We start from the raw sequence: 21,960 nt of genomic DNA, 5'->3' as shown, positions 1-21,960 counted from the left end.
GAGCCACGCCGCGGCCTGCTGCCCCTGCCCGGCCCGACACCGGCGCGGCGACGGCGGCGGTACCGTCCAATCCCCTCGTGGAAGCTCTCCCGCAGGCCTGGGGCAACCCGACCCCGGCGACACGGCCCGCCCAGACACCCAAGCCTTCGGCGAAGCCCAGCACGGCGCTGGTGCCGCTGCCGCCGCCGCAGAGCATGGCGCGGATGCCCGTGGGCCGGGTGCGGATCGGCGAGGGTGTCGTGGACGCCCGTAGCGCCATGCGCCACAGCGCCCTCTATATCGTGCGCGCCCAGACGCCCGGCATTGTGGAGTACCTGTACGACCCGACCGGTCTCACGCGCATGGGACAGCCGCTGCTGCGGCTGTATGACCTGAGCATTCTGTCGGACCTGCGGATCGGCGAGAGCGTGATGGCACGCTTCGCCACCAGCCCCTTTGTGATTGCGCCGCGGCAGGCGGGTCTCCCGCCGCTGCCGCCGGCTAACTTCCCGCGCCCGACCGTGCTGCAGCGCCTGCTGGGGATCCGCCCGGCGGCGCAACCAGCGCTGCCTGCGGCGGCTCCGGCCACACTGGCTCCCGCCCAGGCGCGGGCACAGCTCACGCCTGAGACGCGCGCGACCTTGGCACCCAGCGCCGGGCTGGCCCCCGCAGCCCCTGCCGCTGAGACACCGGCCTCCCGGTCGTTCAGGTCGCCCGATGTCAGCCGCATCACCCGCACCACGTCCGACATCACTGCTGCCCGCGCCCGCGTCGGGGAACTCAATGACGCTCTCGCCGAGCTGGAGGGGCAACTGGCGCGTCTACGGGACGATGTGAAGCAGGCACACGATGATGCCGCTTCGCGCGAGCGCCTCTACAACCAGGGCGTGCTGGCGCGCAACGTGTACCTGGCCGCGCAGAAGAAGGCGCAGGAACTCGAAGACGAGCAACACAGCGTCGAGCGCCGGCGCGCGGAGACGACCCAGGCCCGTGAGACGGCGCTCCAGCGACTGGCGGCCCTGCAGAGTCAACTCGACCAGGAGGTCGCCGACCGCCGGGATGCCTCGGACAACGAGGCCGAGGACGTCGAGCCACAGCCCCGGCGCGCCTCCCTGCAGCCCTCGCAGCCGGCCGCAGCCCCTGCCCCGCGCCGCGTCGTGCGGCGCGCGGCGCCTCGCGCAGCCCGCGTACAGGAAGCCTTCCCTGAGCCGACCCAGCCGCGGCGCCCGGAGTTGCGCCGCCTGCCGCGCCTGGCTCGCCCGATCGGCAGTCGCCTCGTGGGCGCTCCCGAAGTCCCCTCGGTCCCGGCCGAAGTCAAGCGGCTGGCTGCCCCACGCTGGGTGGATCAGGCCGCGCCGAGCGAGGGCCTCGTGGTCCGACAGCTTGTGCCGCCGGGAGCGCAGGTGCAGCCCGGACAGCCCCTCCTGGCTATCGCCAACCGCGAGTTCGCCCGTGTCTACAGCGACGTGTCCGGCAAGGACATCGCCAAGTTCCGCCGCGGCGCGCCCGTGACCATCGGCTTTGACAGCTACCCGGGCGTTACGCTGGAGGGGTGGGTCAACGACATTCAGCCGGAGGCCAAGAGCGGCCTGGCACGGGTCGAGATGGTCGTCACAGCCCGCGAGGGCTATTGCCCTGACGATACCTACGCTTCACTCCAGTGGCTGGCCCTGGCCGCGCCGCTGGTGGACGACGACTCAGCCGAGGCGATGGCCCCGGCGACGGAGGAGGCCCCGGTGGGCCCGGTCGGTCCCCGCGGCGTGTATGACCTCCTGCCGCTCGTCCCGCCTGAAGTCGGTCCGGCGCGGGACCGGGCCCAGGACATCAAGGACAACGAGTATGTGGGCGTGGTTCGCATGGGCGAGATGAGCGGGGAGACCGCAACCGCCCACAGCAGCCCTGAGAACGCTGCCCGCCTGGCCCGCCTGCGGGAGTGGCGGAACAGCTTCACCGCCGGGATGCAGACCGGCATCTTCGGCAACCTGGTCCTGACGTACCCGCGCGATCAGGAAGTGTCCCGTGCGGTCGAGCGCATGGCCACCGCCAGTGTGGACCACATTCCCAACATGTGCGCCGGGACCATGCGCGAAGCGCTCGGCTGGGGCCTGGGCGACGCCGCGCAGTGGCTCAAGCGCCTGCCGGAACGCGGCTATCTTCCGCGCAAGGACGGTCTGGCACGACCGGGCGACATTCTCGTCTGGCCGTTCACATACGGTTCGCGACACTCGCAGCACATCGGCGTGGCCGTCAACCAGGGCGGCAAGCTGATGCTCCTGTCGAACCTCAGTGGCACTCTCGGCACAACCGAGCTGACGGGCGGCTACGTGGCGTTCTACCGCCCGACCCCTAAGGACGTAAAGCCCCAAGGCGCCAAGTCTGTCGCCATTAACACCCGCAAGCCTTCGGCCGCGCGTTAGCGCGCCGCAGGCTGCCTGACTGCAGGCCGCCCGCATGACGGGCGGCTTGTGCTTTTCCAGGGTGCGTCCCCTCGGGATCACCTCAAGGAACAACTGCTAGAGCAAACAAAGGAGCAAGACATGCAGTACGTACTGATGACCATGATGGCCGCCCTGCCGCTGGCAGGCGGCCCGGAGGCCCCACCGGCGCCACTTGCGCCGGTGGCCGGCTCACGGACTACCCTCCCCATGACGAACCTGCCGACGACGATCCCAGACGACCCGCTGCAGCGGATCGCGTACCGTGCGCTCGCACTCAACGAATGGCCCGACACCCCGGAGTGGAAGCTGGACGCCTACCGGGTGGTCCTGGATCACAAGATCACCGTGCAGGGCGTCGCGCGCCGCACCACCTACTGCCCGTCCTGCTCGGGTACGACCTGCGCCGATGGCAGCCCGGTGCGCGAGGGCATCTGCGCCGCCTCGCGCAACATCCCCATGCACGCCCTCGTCTGGCTTGCCAGCGACGGCCTGCAGAAGGTCTGCGACCGCGGCGGTGCCGTCCACGTGAACAGCGGTTGCCGGGCGCGGGGCGAGAACGCCAACTTCGATGTGTGGGTGCCGCATTGCGCCGGTGGCTGCTGGACCGGCCCCGGCACCCTCAGCCGCATCCCCTGGGCGCAGATCGCTATCTGGTAGGGGTGTGCGGACAGCCGTCTCATGGACAGCCGTTTCAGGCATTGCTGACCGGCGCAGAACGTGATATACTTTTAGCCTGTTTGCCGTCAGCGAACACACGGGAACCCGTTGAGATAGCAGCCAGGAGAGAAGACTCATGAAGGAAGGCATCCACCCGAACTACCAGGAGTGCCAGGTGACTTGCGCCTGCGGCGAGACCTTTGCCACGCGCTCGGTCAAACCCACGCTCCGCGTGGAAATCTGCAGCAAGTGCCACCCGTTCTACACCGGCGCCCAGAAGATCGTGGACACCGAGGGACGCGTCGAGCGGTTCATCAAGCGCTACAAGCTGCAGGACCGCTACCAGAACAAGTAGCGGCCCTCGTCCTCGCACACTGGTGGCCCAGGCCCTCGCGGCCTGGGCCATTGTTCGCAACACCCGCGACAGGTCAGGACATGGCTGAGGAAAAGCACTTCTACGGCGGGCAGGCCATCATGGAAGGCGTCATGATGCGCGGCACCGATTCGTGGGGCGCCGCGGTCCAGCGCAAGGATGGCACCATCGGTGTCATATCCCAGCGGATCCTCGACTTTACCCACAAGCACCGCTGGGCGAAGTGGCCGCTGGTGCGCGGCAACGTGGCGCTCGTGGACACGCTCATGCTCGGGCTCCGGTCGCTCATCTTCTCCTTCAACGTGCTCGTGGAGGAGCAGCAGCAACTGGACCGCGAGGCCGCCGAGAAGGAGGCCGCACAGGCCGAGGCCGAGGGCAAGCACCAGAAGCCGCCCAAGAAGCAGTCGGACATGGGGTGGGCGATCTGGCTGGCGTTGCTGCCGTCCATGCTGATCGGCCTGGGGCTCTTCATCCTCCTGCCGGCGGCGCTGGTGAAGCTGCTGCTGCACGACCCCAGCGACCTGGTCAAGAACCTGATCGAGGGCGTCGTGCGGCTCTGCATCATCCTGGGCTACATCGCCAGCATCTCGGCCATGTCCGACATCCGGCGACTGTTCCAGTACCACGGGGCCGAGCACGCGACGATCAACTGCTACGAGGCCGGCGAGCCGGTGACGCTGGAGAACTGCCGGCGCTACAGCCCGTTGCATCCGCGCTGCGGCACGGCTTTCCTGCTGGTCTTCATCGTCGTGAAGATCCTCGTCGGGGCGGTACTGCCGTACCCGGACGTGATGTGGCAACTCATGCTGCTGCGCATCCTGATGATCCCGATCGTGGCGGCCATCGCGTATGAGATCATCCGCTACGGCGGGCGGCACCGCACTTCGCTCCTGTCGCGGGCCATGGCACAGCCAGGCCTGCTCATGCAGCGGCTCACGACTCGTCACCCGAGCGAGGAGCAGATCCGCGTCGCCATCTACGCCCTGTCCACCGTGGCGCCCGAGGTCCCGCTGCCCGATGGCTTCCCGGCGCCCCTGGGCGCCGCGATGGACGGAAAGCTGTCCCCGGAGTCACCCGCGACGGCTGTCGCCGCCGCCGAATAGGCACGACCCACCATGGATTTCGACATCACCTTCGCCGGCATGGTCAAGGAGCTGTCTGAGCTGGAGCAACAGCTCAGTGATCCGACCGTGCTCAGCGATCAGAACCGCTTCCGCGATCTATCCGTCCGCCACTCCGAGTTGGCGCCGCTCGTGCGCGCCTACCGCGAGTACAAGCAGGCGCAGACCGACCAGACCGAGGCCGAGGCACTGCTGACCGAAACCGAGGACGCCGAGATGCGCGAGTTCCTCGAAGCCTCCGGCCAGGAAGCCGCCGAGAAGGTGGCGCACCTGGAGCACGAGCTGCTCAAGATGCTCCTGCCCAAGGACCCCATGGACGACAAGAACGCCGTCCTGGAGATCCGCGCGGGCACCGGCGGCGAGGAGGCGGCGCTCTTCGCGGGCGACCTGCTGAACATGTACCTGAAGCTCGCGGAGCTGCGCGGCTGGCAGACAGAGCTCGCCGACGCGACGCTGGGCGAGATGGGCGGCTACAAGGAGGCCGTGCTGGAGATCCGCGGGCGCGGCGCCTACGGGACCCTCCGGCACGAGAGCGGTGTCCACCGCGTGCAGCGCGTGCCCGTTACCGAGTCGCAGGGCCGCATCCACACCTCCGCCGCCACGGTCGCGGTGTTGCCCGAGGTCGAGGAAGTGGACGTCGAGCTGGACCCGAGCGAGCTGGAGTTCGAGAACTTCCGCGCCGGCGGCCCCGGCGGCCAGCACATGCAGAAGAACGAGACGGCCGTGCGCGTCACCCACAGGCCTACGGGGCTGACGGTGGCCTGCTCCGACCAGCGTTCGCAGGGGCAGAACAAGGAGCGGGCGCTACGCCTGCTGCGCGCCCGGCTGTATGACATGCGGATGCAGCAGCAGGCGGCCGAACTGGCGAAGACGCGCAAGGAGCAAGTCAAGAGCGGCGACCGCAGCGAGAAGATCCGGACCTACAACTTCCCCCAGGATCGCCTGACCGACCACCGCATCAACCTGACGCTGCACAACTTGCCGGTGCTGCTGGCCGGGGAGATCGGGGAACTACTCGAAGCGCTTGCGGAAGACGAGCGTCAACGCAAGCTCCAGGAGCTTGCGCAATGACCACCACCATCGGCGCGCTCTACAAGGAGGGCGCCGCTTCGTTAGCGGCGGCCGGTGTGAATGAGGCCGACCACGATGCGCGGGTCCTTATGGCGCACGTGCTGGACCTGCGGCCCAATGACGTGCTCCTGAAGCTGCGCGACCCGTTGGCCCCGTCCGAGGAGCGTCTCATCCGCGAGTTGCTGCACCTGCGCCAGGGCCGCATGCCCCTCCGCTATGTCACCCGCACCACGTACTTCGCCGGCCTGGACTTGCGCACGGATGACCGGGCGCTGGTTCCGCGCCATGAGACGGAGTTGCTGGTCGAGGCCGTGCTGGAGCGCCTGCCGCAAGTCGGCCTGGAGCCGACGGAGCTGCTGGCCGACATCGGCTGCGGCGCCGGCGGCATCGGCCTGGCTCTCGCGTCCCGCACGCCCGGCCTGCGCGTCGTTCTCACGGACATCTCGGAGCCCGCAGTGGAGCTGGCCGGAGAGAACGCGCGCTTCCTCGGCCTCGCAGAGCGCGTGACGCTCCTGGCGGGCTCGTACTTGGAGCCCGTGTTCGCGTCCGGGCTGGCGGACCGCGTCGGCGTGCTCGTGTGCAACCCGCCGTATGTCCGCCCCAATGAGATGGGAATGCTCGACCCCGAAGTCCACGCCGAGCCGCGGGTAGCGGTCACCTCGCCCGCGCGCGACGGGCTGGAAGGCTACCGGGTGCTCACCGACCAGATCGGCCGCCTGCCCCACCTCCGCCTGCTCGGCGTCGAGGTCGGCTATGCCCAGGAGACCGATGTCGCCGACATGTTCGCGCCCTTCGGTGAGGTCGAGATCCTGCCCGACCTCTCCGGCATCGAGCGCGTGGTGATCCTCCATGTCCGCTGAGGTGCTGCTCAGCGATCCCCTGGATCCGGACCCGCACGCTGTGGCTGTGGCGGCGCAGGCCCTGATCGCAGGGAAGCTCGTCATCCTGCCTACCGAGACGGTCTACGGCCTCGCCTGCCGCGCCGACGACGAGGCGGCGCTGCAACGGCTCACCGAGGCCAAGGGCCGTGCGTCGGACAAGGCGCTCCCGATCGTTCTGCCGCACCCGGCAATGCTGTCGCAGGTAGCGCGGGTCACTGTCGAGGCGCAGCAACTGGCCACCGCATACATGCCCGGGCCTGTGACGTTGGTGCTCCCCAGGCTGCCGCAAGTGTCACCCCTGGTGACGGGCGGGCGGGACACGGTGGGTGTGCGTGTGCCCGACCTGCCGCTCACGCGCGCCATCCTGGCGGCCTGCGGCCTTCCCGTGGTCGCCACCAGCGCCAATCTGGCCGGTGAAGCGCCCGCGACGAGTGTGTCCGCGCTGTCGTCCGCGCTGCGGGAGGCGGTGGCCCTCATCGTGGACGGCGGGCCGTGCCCGGGCGGAGAGGCGTCCACGGTGGTGGACTTGACGGTGCAACCGCCGGCGGTGCTGCGGGTTGGGCCGGTGAGCGAAGAGGACATCCAGGCCGTGCTGCGTCGCGGTCGGTGACCGCTCCCACGCACGCCAGCACGAAGGCGCGCCGACGTCCGTGACCCCCACCACGGTGTTGAGGAGGACCCCATGAAGATCGGCTTGATTGGCCTGCCGGGCAGTGGCAAGAGTTCATGTTTCGCGGCCCTCACGGGGCTACCGCCGCAACCCTCCGGCGCCGGTGAGCGCGTCGGCGCGGTCCAGGTGCCCGAGCCGCGCCTGTTGCGGTTGGCAGAGATCTACAATCCCCCCAAGATCACATACGCCGAGATCATGCTGGTGGACACCGACCCCATCGAGAGTGGCGGCGGCGGCCAGCAGGTCCAGAAGCACCTGTCGCGCCTGGCGCAGGAGGCCGATGCCTTCGCCATCGTGCTGCAGTGCTTCGGCGACCTCGACCACACGGGTTCGCCCCTCGACGCCCGCGGGGACCTGGAGACGCTGCTGCTCGAACTCACGATGGCCGACCTGGACATCGTGGGCCGACGGCTGGACCGCATCGCCGAAGGCGCCAAAAAGGACCGCGGGAGCAACGAGGCGCATCTGCTCGAGAAACTGCACGCCGCGCTCAGCGCCGGCAAGCCGGTCATCGAGATGGGGCTGACGCCCGACCAGCAGAAGCTGCTGTCGGGCATGACGCTGGTCACGGCGCTGCCGCTGCTGGTGGCGTGCAACGTCGGCGAGGACGATCTGCAGGGCGGGAAGGCCGCCGGGGCTGTCCAGCTTGCGGATGAGCTAGGCCTGCCGCACCTGAACTTCTGCGCTGCGCTGGAGATCGAGATCGCGCAACTCCCACCCGAGGAGCAGGTCGACTTCCTGGCCGACTACGGCCTCGAGGCCTCGGCGCGCGATCGCTTCATTCGCGCGGCGTACGACCTGCTGCACCTGGTGACGTTCCTGACGGCCGGGGAGAAGGAAGTCCATGCCTGGCCGGTGCACCAGGGAGCGACGGCCCCCGAGGCGGCCGGCAAGATCCACACCGACCTGCAGAACGGGTTCATCCGCGCCGAGACCGTGGCGTTCACCGACCTGGACCAGTACGGCTCGCTGACCGAATGCCGCAAGCATGGGCTGGTGCGGCTGGAGGGCAAGGAGTACATCGTCAAGGATGGGGATGTCCTGGACATCCGGTTTAGCCGGTAGGGGCGGGGGCTGACCCCTCCCGCCCTACAGCAGCGGCATCCCCAACTCCCGCAGCCTCCCCTGCAACGCCCCGACCTCTACCCCACGCACATCGCCGGTGCTCAGTACCGCCGCCACACCGGCGGCCTGGCCGGTCTGCATGCAGTTGATCATCACACGAATGGCGCCGGCCGCCTCGTGCGTCGCCCCGCAGCAGCGTCCCCCGACGAGCACGTTGTCGAAGTCCAGCGGGATCAGGCTCCGATACGGGATCTGGTAGCACAGCGTGTCGCGCGTCGGAGCGTCGGGTGCGGCGCCGTCCCAGCGGTCCTGGAGCATCGTGCGGTCGCCCTTGACCTCGCGGCGGAGGCCGTCGAGTTGCTCGAAGACGATGCCCGGTCCGGAGGGGTTGTGTATGTCCACCGGGTATGTGCCCTGCCCGATCGCGTCCGGGAAGCGCACACCATCGAGCACCTCTTCGCGCTGTAGTTGGTGCTCGGCGAGGATGCGGTGGCTCTCGCGCAGGCCGATCTGCACCCCCATCGCCACCAACTCCGCCTGCTCCCAGCCGGGGAACTTGCGTGTCTCACGCAGGAACCACCGCAACTGGTAGCGGCCCTCGATCTCGGCGCGGGTGAGGCTCAGCGCGTCGGCGGAGTTGATGTTCAGCACCCGCGTGCCGGCGAGCATGACATCCCCACAGCCGGGCCAGCGCACGCCCCACAGCAGCGGCGGGTACTTGCCGCCGTTGTAGTCCATCGTCAGCGCGTAGAGCTTCGCCTGTACGGTGTCCAGGCCGGTCTGTGACTGGTCCACGTGGCGCAGGCGGAAGCACAGCGAGGGGGCCTGGCATCCCCCGTCCCTGTCCCCCACCTCGGTCTGCCCGCCGGCGAAGCGGATCAGGTCGGCGTCGCCGGTGCAGTCAATGTACGTCTGCGCACGGATCGCCCCGCGCCCGCTCTTGGTCTCCACCAACGCCGCCGTGATGCGCCGGCCATCGCGGACCACCCCGGCCAGGCGGCTGTGCAGCAGCAGCTTCACCCCATCGGCAAGCACGAAGTCATCCAGCACGAAGCGCGTCTTGTCGGCGTCAACGACCCAGTGCGCGGTGTCGCCCTCACTCGCGTTGTAGATGCCCTCCATCGCTCGCAGACGCGCGATGATCTCGTCGGGCAGACCGCCGATTACCTTCGTCTTCCGGTCCATGCCATAGAGGCTGTGCCAGATGAGCACCATCGAGGAGGTGGCCATGCCGCCGAGGAAGCCGTAGTGCTCCACCAGCAGCGCCGAGGCCCCGGCGCGGGCAGCGGCCACAGCGGCGCACACGCCGGTCATCCCCCCGCCCAGGACGCACACATCCACGTCGGCAACCACCGGCAGATCACGCGCCGGCTCACGCACGACTGCCTCGTTCGAGCACGGCAGATAGCCCTGCACGGGGAACTGCACGGGACGGAGCACCATCGTTAGCTTCCCTTCCTACCTTGCGATTCGGAGCAGCTTCGCCCCACCCGCTTCCAGGCGGAGCTTCGGGCCGCGCAGGGCCGACCAGCGGCCGGTGGCCGGGTTGAGGCCCGTCAGCGGAGCGTCAGCAGTGAGCGACGTCTGCAGGGGCTTGCCATAGTCGAGGTTCACAACGACGAAGTGTGTCGCCGCGCCGCCCCGCGGGCCGAAGGCACCGATGAGGAGGGGCGCGTCTGCGACGTCCGCGCCTACGCGCAGCGGAGCGTTCGCCGGCAGAGCCGTGGCGCCCAGAGGCAGCTCCGCCACGTTCGCGTGGTAGGCGCCCAGCGAGGTCAGCGGCTGCAGCTCGGCCGCCATCGCCGCAAAGTCGTGGTTCACGCTCTTGAGACCGTAGTACAGCGGCGTGGGCTGTCCGTCCAGTGTGGCCAGGGCGCCCAGGTGGCCGGGATGGGCGTACACGTAGTATGAGATGCCCTGCGCCCCATACGCCAGCGAGGTGTTCACCAGCCAGCGCACCTCGTTCGTGTGCGGGATGCGCATGGACGGGTGCCAGCTACAGGCCTGGACGATGTTCAGGAAGGGCACCCCCGCCCGCAACGCTGCCTCACGGATGAGGCCCAGGTTCAGGAAGTACTGCTTGCTGTCGCCATTGGCCGTGAAGTGGTAGTGGTCGTAGCTGATGAGGTCCGGCTTCACGATGTCCACGAACTGCTGCAGGTGCTCCCGGTACGCCGTGACGACATCGCCCTTGTTGCCGAGTTGCTCGTTGCTCGCGTATGTCGGGAAGAGGTTGATGTAGGCCATACGGGCCGGGTCCTTTTCGCGCAGGTACGCGACCAGCTTCCCGAACTCCGGGAAACGCGAGGCGTTGGGCTCGTCAATCAGGTAGTACGAGTACAGTGCCGGGTGGCCCTTCACGCGCTCGATGAGTGCGTCCAGTTGCGCGCGTTTGCCGGCATCCTCGAGCACCGCGGGGTTCAGCAGGCCGTCTCGCAGCATCCCCCGCAGGCCGTGCTTGTGCACGGTGTCGAGTTGCTTCTCGCTGCACCACACGACGTTGAAGTTGCCTGCGGCCATCTGCTGCGCGGTGGCGTCGGTCATGTCGGGCCCGGCGTAGTACGTGACGATGGGCTTGCCGATCTGCCACTTCACTTGCGCAACGGCCGAGGAGGTGAGGACGAGTACGGCGATGGCTACCCACGCGAGGCGCTCAAGCATGCTGGCGTTCCTTTCGTGCGACCGAATGGCGGTCAGGGCGCAGTCTCGCACTCGCCCTGGAGGTACACGGGTTCACGTCCAAGCGCCACCGCAGTCTCGCCCGGCGGCAGGGCCTCCCGCGCCCCGAGATAGTGAATGCGCCAGGTGCGACCCGTTGCCTTCACTCGCACTGTCAGCGGCTGCGGCTCAGGCTTCTCGGGCCACACGGCAACGACTGGCCCGTCGGGAGTGGCGAACCGTTGCACGCGATAGTCACCCCTGGTCTCCGAGGCTCCGGGGGTCGCGTTGCCGAGCAGATGAGCGATCGTCGCGAACGCCGCCGCGGCCGGCAGCGGATGGCTCCATTCGCTGAACAGGCGGCTCTCGTGGCCCGCTACTGACAGCGGCGCATTGACCACCGGACACAGCAGCGTGTCGCCCGACGGCGCCGCGGCTGACCACTCCAGCAGCGTGACCGCCAGCCCCCGCGCGTCGCGTTCCTGCCGCTCGGCGACGGACGGCTGAGCATTGCCGGTGAAGCCAGGATCGCGGTTGACGATCCCGCCCCATTGCATCATGCGCCCCCCGTAGGCTTCGTGCGCCACGGCGGTCAGCCGGGCGGGGGGCCACTCGGCCGGCGCGCCCACGTTCATCTCCAGCGTGTCGCAGAAGACGCCGGCGGCGTCCGCAAGAAGGTCGGGCATCGCGCCCCACAGGCACGGGTTCGCCGCCGCTGTCGGCAGCACCGCCACCGGATGGCCGAGCCGCTGGCGCAAATCGGGCGCCACCAGCTTCGCCAGTTGGCCCATCTGGTCGGGATCATCGAGCCACGGGCACGACCACAGCGTGATGTGGTCGCGATAGCGCGTCGCCAGTTGCTGCAGGGCAGGCAGGGCCGCCACGGCGGCGCTCAGGTCGTTGGCCGTCAGTCCCACGCAACCCACAGGCTGCAGCCCCAGGCGGCTGGCCTCATACACCATTTCGTCCAGGCCGCCGCCGTCCGCTGTGTCGGTCGGCTTCGCTGTGGCCCAGGAGATAACCGTGCAGTCGGCCCCCAGGCCACGTAGCGGCTGGAGCCATCGGCTGTCGAGGCTCGGCTTCGCGCCGAACACGCCCAGGCCGTACCGGAGCCGTGCCGAGGCCTTCACGGGCGGGGCGACGACGCAACTGAGGCGCTTGTCCTGGCGCGCCTCGCCGGCGGTGAAGCGCACGTCCACAGCATAGTACGAGCAGCGCTCCGGCAGGCCGGTCAGCGGGAGGTGCTCGATCTTCCCGCCCCCCACGGCGCAGTCCCTGGCACCGTCGGTCTTGTACCCGTCCGGCGAGGTGATCTTCCAGGCGACAGTGCCGCTCACATCCTGCGCGCTCGGGTTGGCGATCCGCAGCGTCGCCTGCGCGACCGCATCGGTGCTGACGACGCCGGTCGCCGCGCTGTCCCACAGCATGATCCGCAGGTCGTCCACCGGTGTTGGCGCGCCCGTCACGGCCTCCACACCCAACAGGCGCACGGTCCCCCGCGCGGGCCCTTGCGGGTTCTGCAGCAGGTTCACGCTCGCCAGATACAGCGGCGGGTCGAGACGGCCATTCGCGCCGCGACCGCCGTTGTCGCGGTACTGGCCGCCCAGGTCCACCTCGGCGATCTGCCAGCCGCGCCAGTCCACCGTGCCGGCCGGGAAGTTGAACCACTCCGCCGCCTCCCCCACGCCGACGACCAGGCCGTGATCCGCGCCGTCGCCTTCGAGCGTCACGCGCAGCCGCCGCGTGTTCTCCGGCAGCCTCAGCCACGCGCCGATGACCACCGTCTTCGCGCCCGGGTTCAGACCGTGCGGGTTGCGTTCCGCCTCGAAGTTGTACTCAACCTCCAGGCAGCGACGCGTCCGCCCCTCGACCTCGCACTCCGCCACCGCCATCTTCGAGGCATAGCCGTTCGAGCCACGCAGCTTCCACCCGTCTGGGGCAGTGCCGACGGGCGCCTGGTCGAAGGTGACGACCGGCGTCACCTCGGTGTGCGCGACCCCCACCGCCAGCACGATCAGCAGGCAGAACAGAACGTGCCGCATGGCGTCCCTCCGACGTCGCGTCAGTTGTGGCCGAACTCCTGCCACGTCTCGAACATGATGTCCCAGTTGCGCACCGGGATGTCCGGGCCGACCGAGTGCGTGCCGAGCGCCAGGCCCGGCGCGGCTGAGAGGATGTACCTGGTGTGCTCACGGATCTGCTCGGGCGTGCCGTCGCGCAGGATGTGGACATTGTCCAGCCCGCCGAGCAACGCCAGCTTCGGGTACTTGGCCCGCAGCTTCACCGCGTCCAACCCCGCGCGGTACTCCACCGGGTTGATGCCATCGAAGCCGCAGTCCACGAGCAGGTCCAGCACCGGCATGATGTTGCCATCGCTGTGCAGGCAGACCTTGGCCGCACCGGCCGCCTTGAAGGCGCTGACCATGTGCGCCCATGCGGGCATGAGGATCTGTTCGGCGGCCCGGGGCGAGAACATGGGGCTCTGTGCGGAGGCCATGTCGTCGAAGATCCACACGCCGGTGTCGTACAGGTCCCAGCGCCGCAGTTCCTCCAATCCGATGGCCGTGAGGTGGTGGGCGGTGCGCATCACGATCTCGGCGGCGAAGGCGGGGTCGGCGGCCATGTCCATCAGGAACGGCACTTCGCCGCGCATGAAGTACGTTCGGATGAACGGCCCGCCGGTCTTGGCAAAGACGCAGTAGCGCTCCTTGAGGCGCTCGATATGCGCGTCATACCCGGCCCAGCGCTGGGGCAAGTCCACCGGGTCGAAGTCACCGTATCTGAGGTTCCCTGCGTCGTCGTACGCGAATTCGAGCTGCTCGTAGAAGTAGCTGGCCGACTGCCGTGTGCGCTTTGTCTGGCCCCAGCCGTCCAGGCTGTAGATGAACTCCCCCTCGCGCTTGAGCTCCCGTGCGCGGGTCGGATACGGCGTCTCGTCGCCCACCACAATGCAGTCATCCACCTGGTAGGCGTCATCCACGTTGGCGTCGTCCGGCAGGCCTTTCTCGCGCCGCCACATCGCGACCCACTCGGCCCAGAAGCCCCCGAGCATCGGCACACGGTCAGGTGTCTCGAAGTTCAGGGCGGCCATGAAGCGTTCTTTGGAGGTCATTGGTGTTCCCTGGACCGCGGGCTTTCCAGCCCGCTAGGCAATGCGCGGACTGGAAAGTCCGCGCTCCAACGTCAACGCACAAACCTGATGAGCCCGGCCTGCGACACTTCCCAGGTGCAGTTGCCCGTGCTGCGCCACTCGACCCACTGGTCGTCGCCCTGCTTCCGCACCGACAGGTTGAGCGGGAAGCGCGTGTCGGCGTTCGGGCTGACACCCAGCGAGGCGAAGGGCACGCGCATCTCAGCCACCCACCGGCCATTGTCAATGACTGTGGCCTTGTACTGCACGCCCTGCGCCGCCTTCTTGGCGACCGCCGACGGGGCCCCGGCTTCCTCACTGGACTCCAGTGTCCCGTTCGTGTAGCCGCGCAGCACGATGATCGGGGCCTTCGCGCCCTGCGCCGGGTTGCTCAGCGCCACCTCGATGGCGTCGCTGCCGCCCCACGTGGCCTCGCGGACCATCGGGACGTTCTTGGGCACCGCGTTGTCGAAGGCGATGTACAGGGCCTCGTCATCCCAGGCCAGCCAGGCCTTGGTCGGGAAGGCAACCTTCTCGCCCGCGAAGCCTTCTTGCACCATCACGCCCTTCGCGGGGTCGAGGCCGAACCACTCCTCTGGCTTCAGGGCGCCGTCAATGGTGATCGTGCCGGCCACGCGGGGCACATTGAAGAGCGGCGCCGCGCCGGCCTGGCGCACGGGCTTCGGCTTCGGCGGAGGCGGCGGCGCGTCCTGGCGCAGCGTGGAAGTCACTGGCCACGAGGCGCGGTCGGGGCTCTCGTACACCCCGATGCGGCTGAAGGGGATCGAGCGGAAGCCGATCTTCCGGGCCGGCGACTCGCGCTTGAGCGCGAAACTGGCCGGGGGCTTGCTGACGAATAGCGGGTCCACGTCAATGAGGTTGTCTTCGACCTTCACCAGGTCGCGCACTCGCGCCTCGGTGGTGCCCCACGGGCCGCCCCAGCAGATGTTCCGCTCCACGACGTTCCCCTTGGGGGCCAGCGGCTCGTCCTCGAGGATGCCCAGCAACTCGGGGTAATGCGTGGACCACGGCGGCTCCTTGTACTTCAGGTCCAGTAGCTCCTTGGTGGCGAAGGTGCCGACGCCCTTGGCCCAGCCAAGACCGCGCGCGTCAATGCTGAAGGCCAGCGCGCAGTTGATGAACATGTTGTTGGTGATGAGGTTGTCGCGCCCGCCGCCGATGAGGATCGCCCGGTGCACGTCGTAGAAGATGTTGTGGCTGATGTCCGCCGAGGAGAAGCAGTCATCGAGGTACACACCCATGCAGCCTTTGCTCAAGAAGCCGTGGATGTTGTGCAGGTAGTTGTAGCGGATCTTCTGCCCGCGCATGGACCAGGTCTCGTCCGGCGGCGAGGTGTAGATCGCCCCGGCGTCGTTGGATTGGTACACCGAGCTATGGATCTCGTTGTACTCGATGGTCATGTCATTGTCGGCGAAGCCGATGGCGATGTGCGGGACGTTGTCAATCAGGTTGTGGGTAGCGCTGTTGCCGACCCCGCGCAGAGCGATGGCCTGCTGGTACACCGGGTCCCAGCGCGAGGTATGGTGGATGTGGTTGTTGTCGGCATAGTGCCCGGCGGGGATGAGGCTCTTGCGGTCGCCGCCCTCGAGGTAGATGCCGCCCTGGCCCGTCCCGTAGATGTCACACCCGACCACGGTGTGCCTCGTGCCGCCATGCACCTGCACGGCCCAGTTGCCCATGTTGCGGATCGTGCAGGCCACCACGCGGACATTGCTGCCCCCGTTGATGACGAACCCGTGCCCCCGCCCGGCCTCGACCAGGAAGCCGCGGAAGGTGACGTGCGCCACGTCCTTGAGCTGCACCATGTCGCGGACGACCGACACCATCACGCGGCCCTTCGACAGCGAGGCGGTCGGCCAGAAGTACAGGATCCCACTGGCGCGGTCGAGGTACCATTCACCGGGCCGGTCCAGTTCCCGCAGGACATTCTCGGCGTAGAACCACTGCCCGGTGCGGATGCCGTACGCGGCGTTGCCCTTGCCGAGCGAGATCGTGTTGGTGGCGGGGTCCACCGCCCCCATGGGGATGCGCGAGTCGGCCCAGTCGTAGGTCCAGAAGCCGTGCAGCCACACCTCGGGCTCGTCGGCCCACTGTGCCGGGCGCGGGTCGTCGCAGATGAACTTCGGCCCCGGCGTTGTGACGATGGCGTTCGCCGGCTTCGGCTTGCCCTCGGCATCCAGGGCGCTCTGGATGTGCATGTACCCCTCATTCGGATAGCGGGCCAGCGTCATCGGCTGGTCCTGGAAGAAAACCTCCAGGCCCGGGTCGGAGCGGTATGTCCCGGCGCTGTTGATCCCCTGCAGGTCGGTCAGGCCCAGCGCCTTCAGGTCGGCCTGCTGGACCTTGCCCTGCGCTGCCGGGTTCAGCCGCGCCAGGACCGCCGGGTCGGACACCTTCTTCCAGCCAGGGACAATCCGCCCACCGACAAGCCGCACGGCGCCGTTGTGCTCAGCGCGGTACGTGATGGGGCAGGCCTCGGTGCCGGAGTCCTCGGTGGCGAACGGCACGGGGGCCGCCAACTCGTAGATGCCGTCACCCACGATCACGGTGACGCCTCCGGTCGGCAGCGTGCCCGCCTTCTTCAGGTCACGGATCGCGTCCCGGGCGCGGGCGAGGGTCGCGTAGGGCTTCGCCTTCGTCCCGGAGTTCGTGTCCTTGCCGCTCGCAGCGACGTAGAGGTTCATGCCCGGCTCCTTTCCTGCCATCGCCAGCCCGGAGAGCAGCAGTACACCCATGACGGAGATCAATGCCCAGCGGATAGCACCCATCGGTCGCCTCCTGGAAGTACCTGCAACGACCCGGCGGCCCCTGCGGGGCGCGCCGAGCGGTACGGACGGGACCCGAACCGTGGGCTGCCGCCCACAGCTACAAACGCGGGCGCCTTCGGCGCCGAACGGCCGACGGCAACGACCTCGCATCGTCCACGCCCCGAAGGGGCCGCCGTACGTAGCCGTGGGCGGGAGCCCACGGAACACGGCACCACCCATCCCCACGCCGCCCCTCGCCCCCAAGGGGCCACCGTACGTAGCCGTGGGCGGGAGCCGGCAGAACACTGACGCGACCTCAGGCAAACTGTGGCAGATGTGCCCTGTGTGCCGCCAGCAGGTCGTCGGCCAACGCCTCGGCCCTGGCCTGCTCCAGCACACAACCGTCATACAGCAGCGCCTCGACGAACGTCTGCCGGTCGCCGGTCAGCGCGGCCTCGACGGTGATCTCCACACCGTACAGAGCACGGGTGATCGTGGCCGCCAGCGCGGGGCGCAGGGGCGGCAGCGCGATGGGCACGCAGCCGGAGCGCGTGGCGCAGGTTGGTATCTCCAGCACGAAGTCGGGGGGAATCTGCGGCACGGTCTGGTTCGGCACGTTCATCGGGAAGAGCTGCTGGCGGTCCGCGAAGACCGACTCCAGGATCGGGATGAGCGCCTCGTGCTCCCCCAGGGCGCGCTGGAAGAGGCTGTCCTCCAGCGGCTCGCGCCCCTCTGCCTGGGCCTGCATCTTCGCGTAGCGGTCATCGCCACCATGGATGACGTTCAGGATGTCCATCACGTCCACGCCGAGTTGCTTGCCGTAGTACGCGCCTGAGGAGAAGCGCGGCGAGTAGAACTCCGTGATGTGCCGGTCGAGCACCGCCGGGAAGGCGCCGTGGGTACGGTATAGCTCCCAGGCGAACAGGTTGTCCTCGGGCGGGGTTTGGTCCAGCTTCGCATCCACCAGCGGCCACAGGCTCTCCCCGCCGCGCGTGAAGTACGTGATGAACGTCAGGTGGTTCACGCCGCAGTAGAGGCTGCTGATCTCGCTGTAGGGGACGTCAATGAAGCTGCACAGGTGCCTGAGGGTGCCCTGCACGCCGTGGCAGAGGCCCACCAGGCTGACAGGGGTGGCCTTGTTCACCGCCCGGGTGATACACGCCATGGGGTTGGCGTAGTTGAAGAAGAAGGCCTGCGGGCACAGCCGGGCGATGTCGCGGCCGATGTCCACCATCGGCGGAATCTGGCGCAGCGCGCGCGATATGCCACCCGCGCCGATCGTGTCGCCCACCGGCTGGAAGATGCCGTGCTGCCGCGGCACCACGATGTCTGCTTCCCAGCCGGGCCGGCCGCCAACGGCGATGGTTGTGACGACAATGTCGGCGCCGGGCAGGATGTCGCGGCGGTCGGTCGAGGCCTCGACCGTGACCGGCGCCTGCTTGCGCTCGACCATGCGCTCGACGAGGCCCTGCGCCACGGCCAGGGCCTCGTCATTGATGTCTACCAGGCCGACGGTCCACTCGTCGGCGATATTCGAGATGAGCAGGTCAGCCACGAGGCCGACCGTGAAGCTGGCGCTGCCGGCGCCGATGAGAACGATCTTGCGCTGGGACATGGAGTGCTCCAGGGCTGAGAGATCAGCGTCTGGGGCTTACATTCAACTCCACGACCACATCTCCCTTTGTCTCGGCCGCCACGACTTTGCCGGCGTCGGCGCCGTGGTTGTCCACGCCGTCGGGGCCGAAGCTGTAGAGCTTCAGTCTGTCCTCCGCCGTCACGGACGACAGCGGTCCACCTGTGAAGGGGTCGGTCGGAACCTGCGCAGTGATGCCGGGGACGAGGTCGGTCGGGCTCGCCGGGAAGGCGCCATGCTCAGCGCGGTAGGCCTGCGCCGCGAGCGCGAGCACGTGCAGGTTCAGACGTGTGTCGCTGACGGTCTGGCGAAACAGCACCAGAGCGAGGTTGGGCAGCAGCCAGTCCGCCAGCGGGTCCTGCGGCGGGGCCAGATTCCTGTCACGCTGCGGGTATGGCAGGGCGGCGTTGCGGCGCAGGCGATCGTAGTAGCTACCCATGTTCTGCCAGGTCTGCGGCAGGCGCGCGATGATCTGCGTCAGCTCTTCTTCAGTCACCCGCTTCTCCATCTGCTGCACCATGAACTGCCGCACCTGCTCGCGGTCCGGCAGGAAGCGCTTGAAGCACTGGCGACCCCACATCTCCTCGCCGGTGAGTGCGCCCGCCAGCGGCGGGCGCTTGGCGATGATGCCTTGCAGCCGCACCAGGGCAGCCTTGGCTTCGTCCGCCTTCAAGCCCGGCAGCGTCTGATCCAGAGAAGCCAGGCCGATGGCCTCGCAGGCGACCCCGACGAGGTAGGAGATCACGATGTTCTGGCTCTTGGCGTCCTGCGCCATCTCCAGGCAGTCCAGGGCGCTGGCAGCGGCGCCGGCGTAGTCGTCATTCAGCCGTCGGGTCTCGGCCTCCATGGCGAACAGGCGCGCGACTCCACGGAAGCTCTGGAAATGCGGCAGCAGCGTCTCCGGCCCCTCCGGTGGCTCAATGCCGCACTCCAGCGGCAGGGCCTCACGCACGGCCTTGAGGACCTCGCCATACAGCAGCACGCGGTCGGGGGCAGGCATGTCGGCCGGACCCTCGCCCCAGGGGTCCGCCATCGCGGCCGCGCCGGGCGGGGGCGGCGGAGCGCCGGGGACGGCCGCCGGGGGGGCAAGTTCCCCGCGCGGGAACTGCTTGTCGAGCTGCGCCTTGAGTTCGAAGGCCTTCAGGTACACGTCGAAGGCGTTGGGGTTCGGGAGGACGACTTCCGGGGGCTGCCAGGCTTCCCAGGGCTTGGCTTGCGGCTGGGCTGCCGCGGCGCTCACAGACAGGATCGCCAGCATCAGGAACGTCTTGCGCACAGTTGCACCTCCGGAGGCACGTCACGGCTTGCTTGCATCGTGCTCTGCCTCTCTAGTGCGTCCGGACGGGGCGGATTTGTCTAGCCGCCGGGTGCGGGCAGCGGCTGGCCGTCTTCCCTCTCCCGCCGCAACCGCGCCCGCATGTTGGCAGCCACCGCGGCGCAGCCGCCGTAGAAGACCGCAAAGAGCAGAAACGAGGGGGTGAAGCTGCCCCCGAGCAGGTCCTTCAGCAGCGGCGAGAGGATCATCGTTGTGCCGGCGGTCAGATACCCCCAGGCGTTCGTCCCGGCGAACACGAGGTGCCGCTCCTCGGGCTTGATGTAGTCGCCCACGGCGGCGGTCATGGCGACGCTGACCATTGCCGCCTGCATCCCCAGCACGAGGGCGGCGGCGCCGATGACCCACTCGGACGTGCACAGCGCGACAGCCGCCAGGCTGACCGCCCCGAGCACGAAGCCCGCCAGCATCACCCGCTCGCGGCCCACCTTGTCCGACGTGTGTCCCGCGAGCCACGCCACGACCAGTCGGCCGATGTAGTAGGGCAGGATGATCCAGCTGAGCTTGTCTAGTTGGTGCTTGTCCACAATCAGGATGGTGAAGCTGGTCAGCACCAGCCCCCAGCCGAGGTAGTTGGCCACGGAGAGCAACACGAGGTAGCGCCCCGCGGTCCGGCGCAGGGCCATCAGCGCATCCCCCAGCCGAGGCGGCGCCGCCTCCTTGGGCTTCACGCGCAGGAACAGCGACAGGACGTTCCCGATAAGGCTGATGCCCACGGCGACGAGGAGCATGACATCGGGAGCGTGTGCGGCGGGACTTCCAGAACCGCCCATTGGCCGGTCCAGGATGTCCCGGCCCACGTGGGCCAGGATCCACCCGAACAGGATCACTCCCAGCATCTGCCCCGAGTACGTGGCGCTCTGGAAGAGGCCCGAGATGCTGCCCCGGCGCTTCGGGTCGGTGACGTTCAGCACCTGCGCCGGCCCGGTGGCCCACAGCGTCTCTCCGCCCCAGCCCCAGAGCAAGGCGGCGAGGATGGCGAGCCGGTAGTCGTGCGCGAAGTAGATCAGCACGCCGAACAGCGTGTACGTGCAGCCCGACAGGACGATGCACCACTTCTCCCGCAACACGCTGAAGTAGTAGGCATACAGCGCCAGCCACAGGGGGCCGCTGAAGTACACGAGGGCGAAGATGGACGAGGCCGCGGTCTTCTCGATGCCCGTGCGCGCCGACAGGACCGGGACCAGGAACTGCTGAACGGCCGCCACGCCCATGAAGAGAAAGAAGAACGACCCGCACAGCAGGGCGATCTGGGTGCGGGATGACTGCTCGGCCTGGTGGTTGTCGGGCAAAGTGGGATCTCCCGCAGGCGCGTGGGCGCGCGTGTCCTCACGCGCGCATCCTCGCACATGGCGGCGTGGGGACACGCCGCCCCACGCGCTGCTGTGGCTACTACGACATCAGTCCAGCGATCTTGAAGAAGTTCGTCATGACCTGCCGCCCGTCCAGGTACGGCTCCTGCCAGCTCTCGGCGTGGAACTGCGCGCCGTACAGCGGCCGCTCGGTGTGCTTCATCATCTCGATCTGGCACTCGGGCGAAGTTGCCAGAAGCTCGAAGCCCGGCGGCAGCTTCTTCACTTCGCAGTAGTGCGCCTCACGGACGCGGATGCGCTTGCGCAGGCCCGCGAAGATCGGGTCGCGTTTGACGATGTCTACCACCTGGAAGCCCGTCGCGGTGTAGTGCCCGGCGACGCGGGCGCTGTAGCCGTAGTCCGGCTCGTCGGCGCGCAGCCTGCGCATCGGCAAGTCCTGCAGTTGCTTCACCTTCCGCAGGTTCTCGTTGAAGACAAAGCCCATGAGCTGGTGCCCGCCACAGGCGGCATAGACGGGGATCTCCGTCGCGTGCAGGAAGTCGCTGATGCCGTGCAAGTTCTTCACGGGCACCTGGTCCCAGCCGTAACCGAAGCCGCAGATGAACACGGCCTGCGCGCCCAGCCGGGCGATGTACTCCGGCGTGGCCTGCGAGAAGTGGATGTTGGTCGCCGGCGCGCCGGTGAGCTGCTCGAACTTCCGCTTCTGCCCCGTGCTCCCGTCGCTGTTGTTGTACGCCTCCAGCTCGGCCATGCTGACGATGACGATCATGGGATTCTCCTGTCGTGTCGTGACTGGGACCGCGGGCTTCCAGCCCGCGATGGCCGTTACCGACAGACATGCGGGCTGGAAGCCCGCGGTCCCAGTAACGG

Annotated in this window: 17 protein-coding genes; 8 read left to right on the top strand and 9 right to left on the bottom strand. The window is 68.5% G+C overall.

The window, feature by feature from the left end:
- The 8 genes from LLH23_12925 to LLH23_12890 all read left to right on the top strand — a co-directional run.
- A partial coding sequence (locus LLH23_12925; protein MCE5239378.1) for an efflux RND transporter periplasmic adaptor subunit occupies positions 1-2,396 on the top strand: 2,396 nt, incomplete at its 5' end.
- A gap of 120 nt (positions 2,397-2,516) precedes the next feature.
- Positions 2,517-3,074 (top strand): hypothetical protein, encoded by a 558-nt coding sequence (locus LLH23_12920; protein MCE5239377.1) that lies wholly within the window; start codon positions 2,517-2,519, stop codon positions 3,072-3,074.
- A 136-nt stretch (positions 3,075-3,210) separates the two neighbouring features.
- On the top strand, positions 3,211-3,429 hold the full coding sequence (gene rpmE / locus LLH23_12915) for a 50S ribosomal protein L31 (protein ID MCE5239376.1): 219 nt from the start codon (positions 3,211-3,213) through the stop codon (positions 3,427-3,429).
- 80 nt (positions 3,430-3,509) lie between these two features.
- The gene (locus tag LLH23_12910; GenBank protein MCE5239375.1) at positions 3,510-4,550 is read left to right on the top strand and encodes a DUF1385 domain-containing protein; all 1,041 of its coding nucleotides are present in this window, start codon (positions 3,510-3,512) and stop codon (positions 4,548-4,550) included.
- A 12-nt stretch (positions 4,551-4,562) separates the two neighbouring features.
- On the top strand, positions 4,563-5,639 hold the full coding sequence (gene prfA / locus LLH23_12905; GenBank protein MCE5239374.1) for a peptide chain release factor 1: 1,077 nt from the start codon (positions 4,563-4,565) through the stop codon (positions 5,637-5,639).
- A complete protein-coding gene (locus LLH23_12900; protein ID MCE5239373.1) occupies positions 5,636-6,499 on the top strand; it encodes a peptide chain release factor N(5)-glutamine methyltransferase in 864 nt (287 codons plus the stop codon). The genes prfA and LLH23_12900 overlap by 4 nt, the downstream gene beginning before the upstream one ends.
- Positions 6,489-7,130: a threonylcarbamoyl-AMP synthase gene (locus tag LLH23_12895; GenBank protein ID MCE5239372.1), complete on the top strand. Its 642-nt coding sequence runs from the start codon at positions 6,489-6,491 to the stop codon at positions 7,128-7,130. The genes LLH23_12900 and LLH23_12895 overlap by 11 nt, the downstream gene beginning before the upstream one ends.
- Before the next feature lie 72 nt (positions 7,131-7,202).
- On the top strand, positions 7,203-8,255 hold the full coding sequence (locus tag LLH23_12890) for a YchF family ATPase (GenBank protein MCE5239371.1): 1,053 nt from the start codon (positions 7,203-7,205) through the stop codon (positions 8,253-8,255).
- 24 nt (positions 8,256-8,279) lie between these two features.
- On the opposite strand, the gene LLH23_12885 is transcribed toward LLH23_12890, so the two are convergent.
- The 9 genes from LLH23_12885 to LLH23_12845 form a co-directional block, all read right to left on the bottom strand.
- On the bottom strand, positions 8,280-9,698 hold the full coding sequence (locus LLH23_12885; GenBank protein ID MCE5239370.1) for an FAD-dependent oxidoreductase: 1,419 nt from the start codon (positions 9,696-9,698) through the stop codon (positions 8,280-8,282).
- 15 nt (positions 9,699-9,713) lie between these two features.
- Positions 9,714-10,916: a hypothetical protein gene (locus LLH23_12880; GenBank protein MCE5239369.1), complete on the bottom strand. Its 1,203-nt coding sequence runs from the start codon at positions 10,914-10,916 to the stop codon at positions 9,714-9,716.
- Between the two features lie 32 nt (positions 10,917-10,948).
- Positions 10,949-12,955 carry a hypothetical protein gene (locus LLH23_12875; GenBank protein ID MCE5239368.1) on the bottom strand — a complete coding sequence of 669 codons (2,007 nt, stop codon included), beginning with the start codon at positions 12,953-12,955 and terminating at the stop codon, positions 10,949-10,951.
- Positions 12,956-12,975: 20 nt separating this feature from the next.
- Positions 12,976-14,025: a uroporphyrinogen decarboxylase family protein gene (locus LLH23_12870; protein ID MCE5239367.1), complete on the bottom strand. Its 1,050-nt coding sequence runs from the start codon at positions 14,023-14,025 to the stop codon at positions 12,976-12,978.
- Positions 14,026-14,096: 71 nt separating this feature from the next.
- A complete protein-coding gene (locus LLH23_12865) occupies positions 14,097-16,832 on the bottom strand; it encodes a right-handed parallel beta-helix repeat-containing protein (GenBank protein ID MCE5239366.1) in 2,736 nt (911 codons plus the stop codon).
- A 295-nt stretch (positions 16,833-17,127) separates the two neighbouring features.
- Positions 17,128-18,426 (bottom strand): hypothetical protein, encoded by a 1,299-nt coding sequence (locus tag LLH23_12860; GenBank protein MCE5239365.1) that lies wholly within the window; start codon positions 18,424-18,426, stop codon positions 17,128-17,130.
- Positions 18,427-18,448: 22 nt separating this feature from the next.
- Positions 18,449-19,720 carry a hypothetical protein gene (locus LLH23_12855; GenBank protein MCE5239364.1) on the bottom strand — a complete coding sequence of 424 codons (1,272 nt, stop codon included), beginning with the start codon at positions 19,718-19,720 and terminating at the stop codon, positions 18,449-18,451.
- Positions 19,721-19,800: 80 nt separating this feature from the next.
- Positions 19,801-21,069 (bottom strand): MFS transporter, encoded by a 1,269-nt coding sequence (locus LLH23_12850; protein MCE5239363.1) that lies wholly within the window; start codon positions 21,067-21,069, stop codon positions 19,801-19,803.
- A 100-nt stretch (positions 21,070-21,169) separates the two neighbouring features.
- The coding region (locus tag LLH23_12845; GenBank protein ID MCE5239362.1) for a gamma-glutamyl-gamma-aminobutyrate hydrolase family protein at positions 21,170-21,960 on the bottom strand (791 nt) is incomplete at its 5' end.

This window comes from bacterium (assembly GCA_021372615.1).
Classification (GTDB): domain Bacteria; phylum Armatimonadota; class Zipacnadia; order Zipacnadales; family UBA11051; genus JAJFUB01.
The sequence above is the reverse complement of the archived record's forward strand: the minus strand, read 5'-3'. Positions and strand labels throughout refer to the sequence as shown.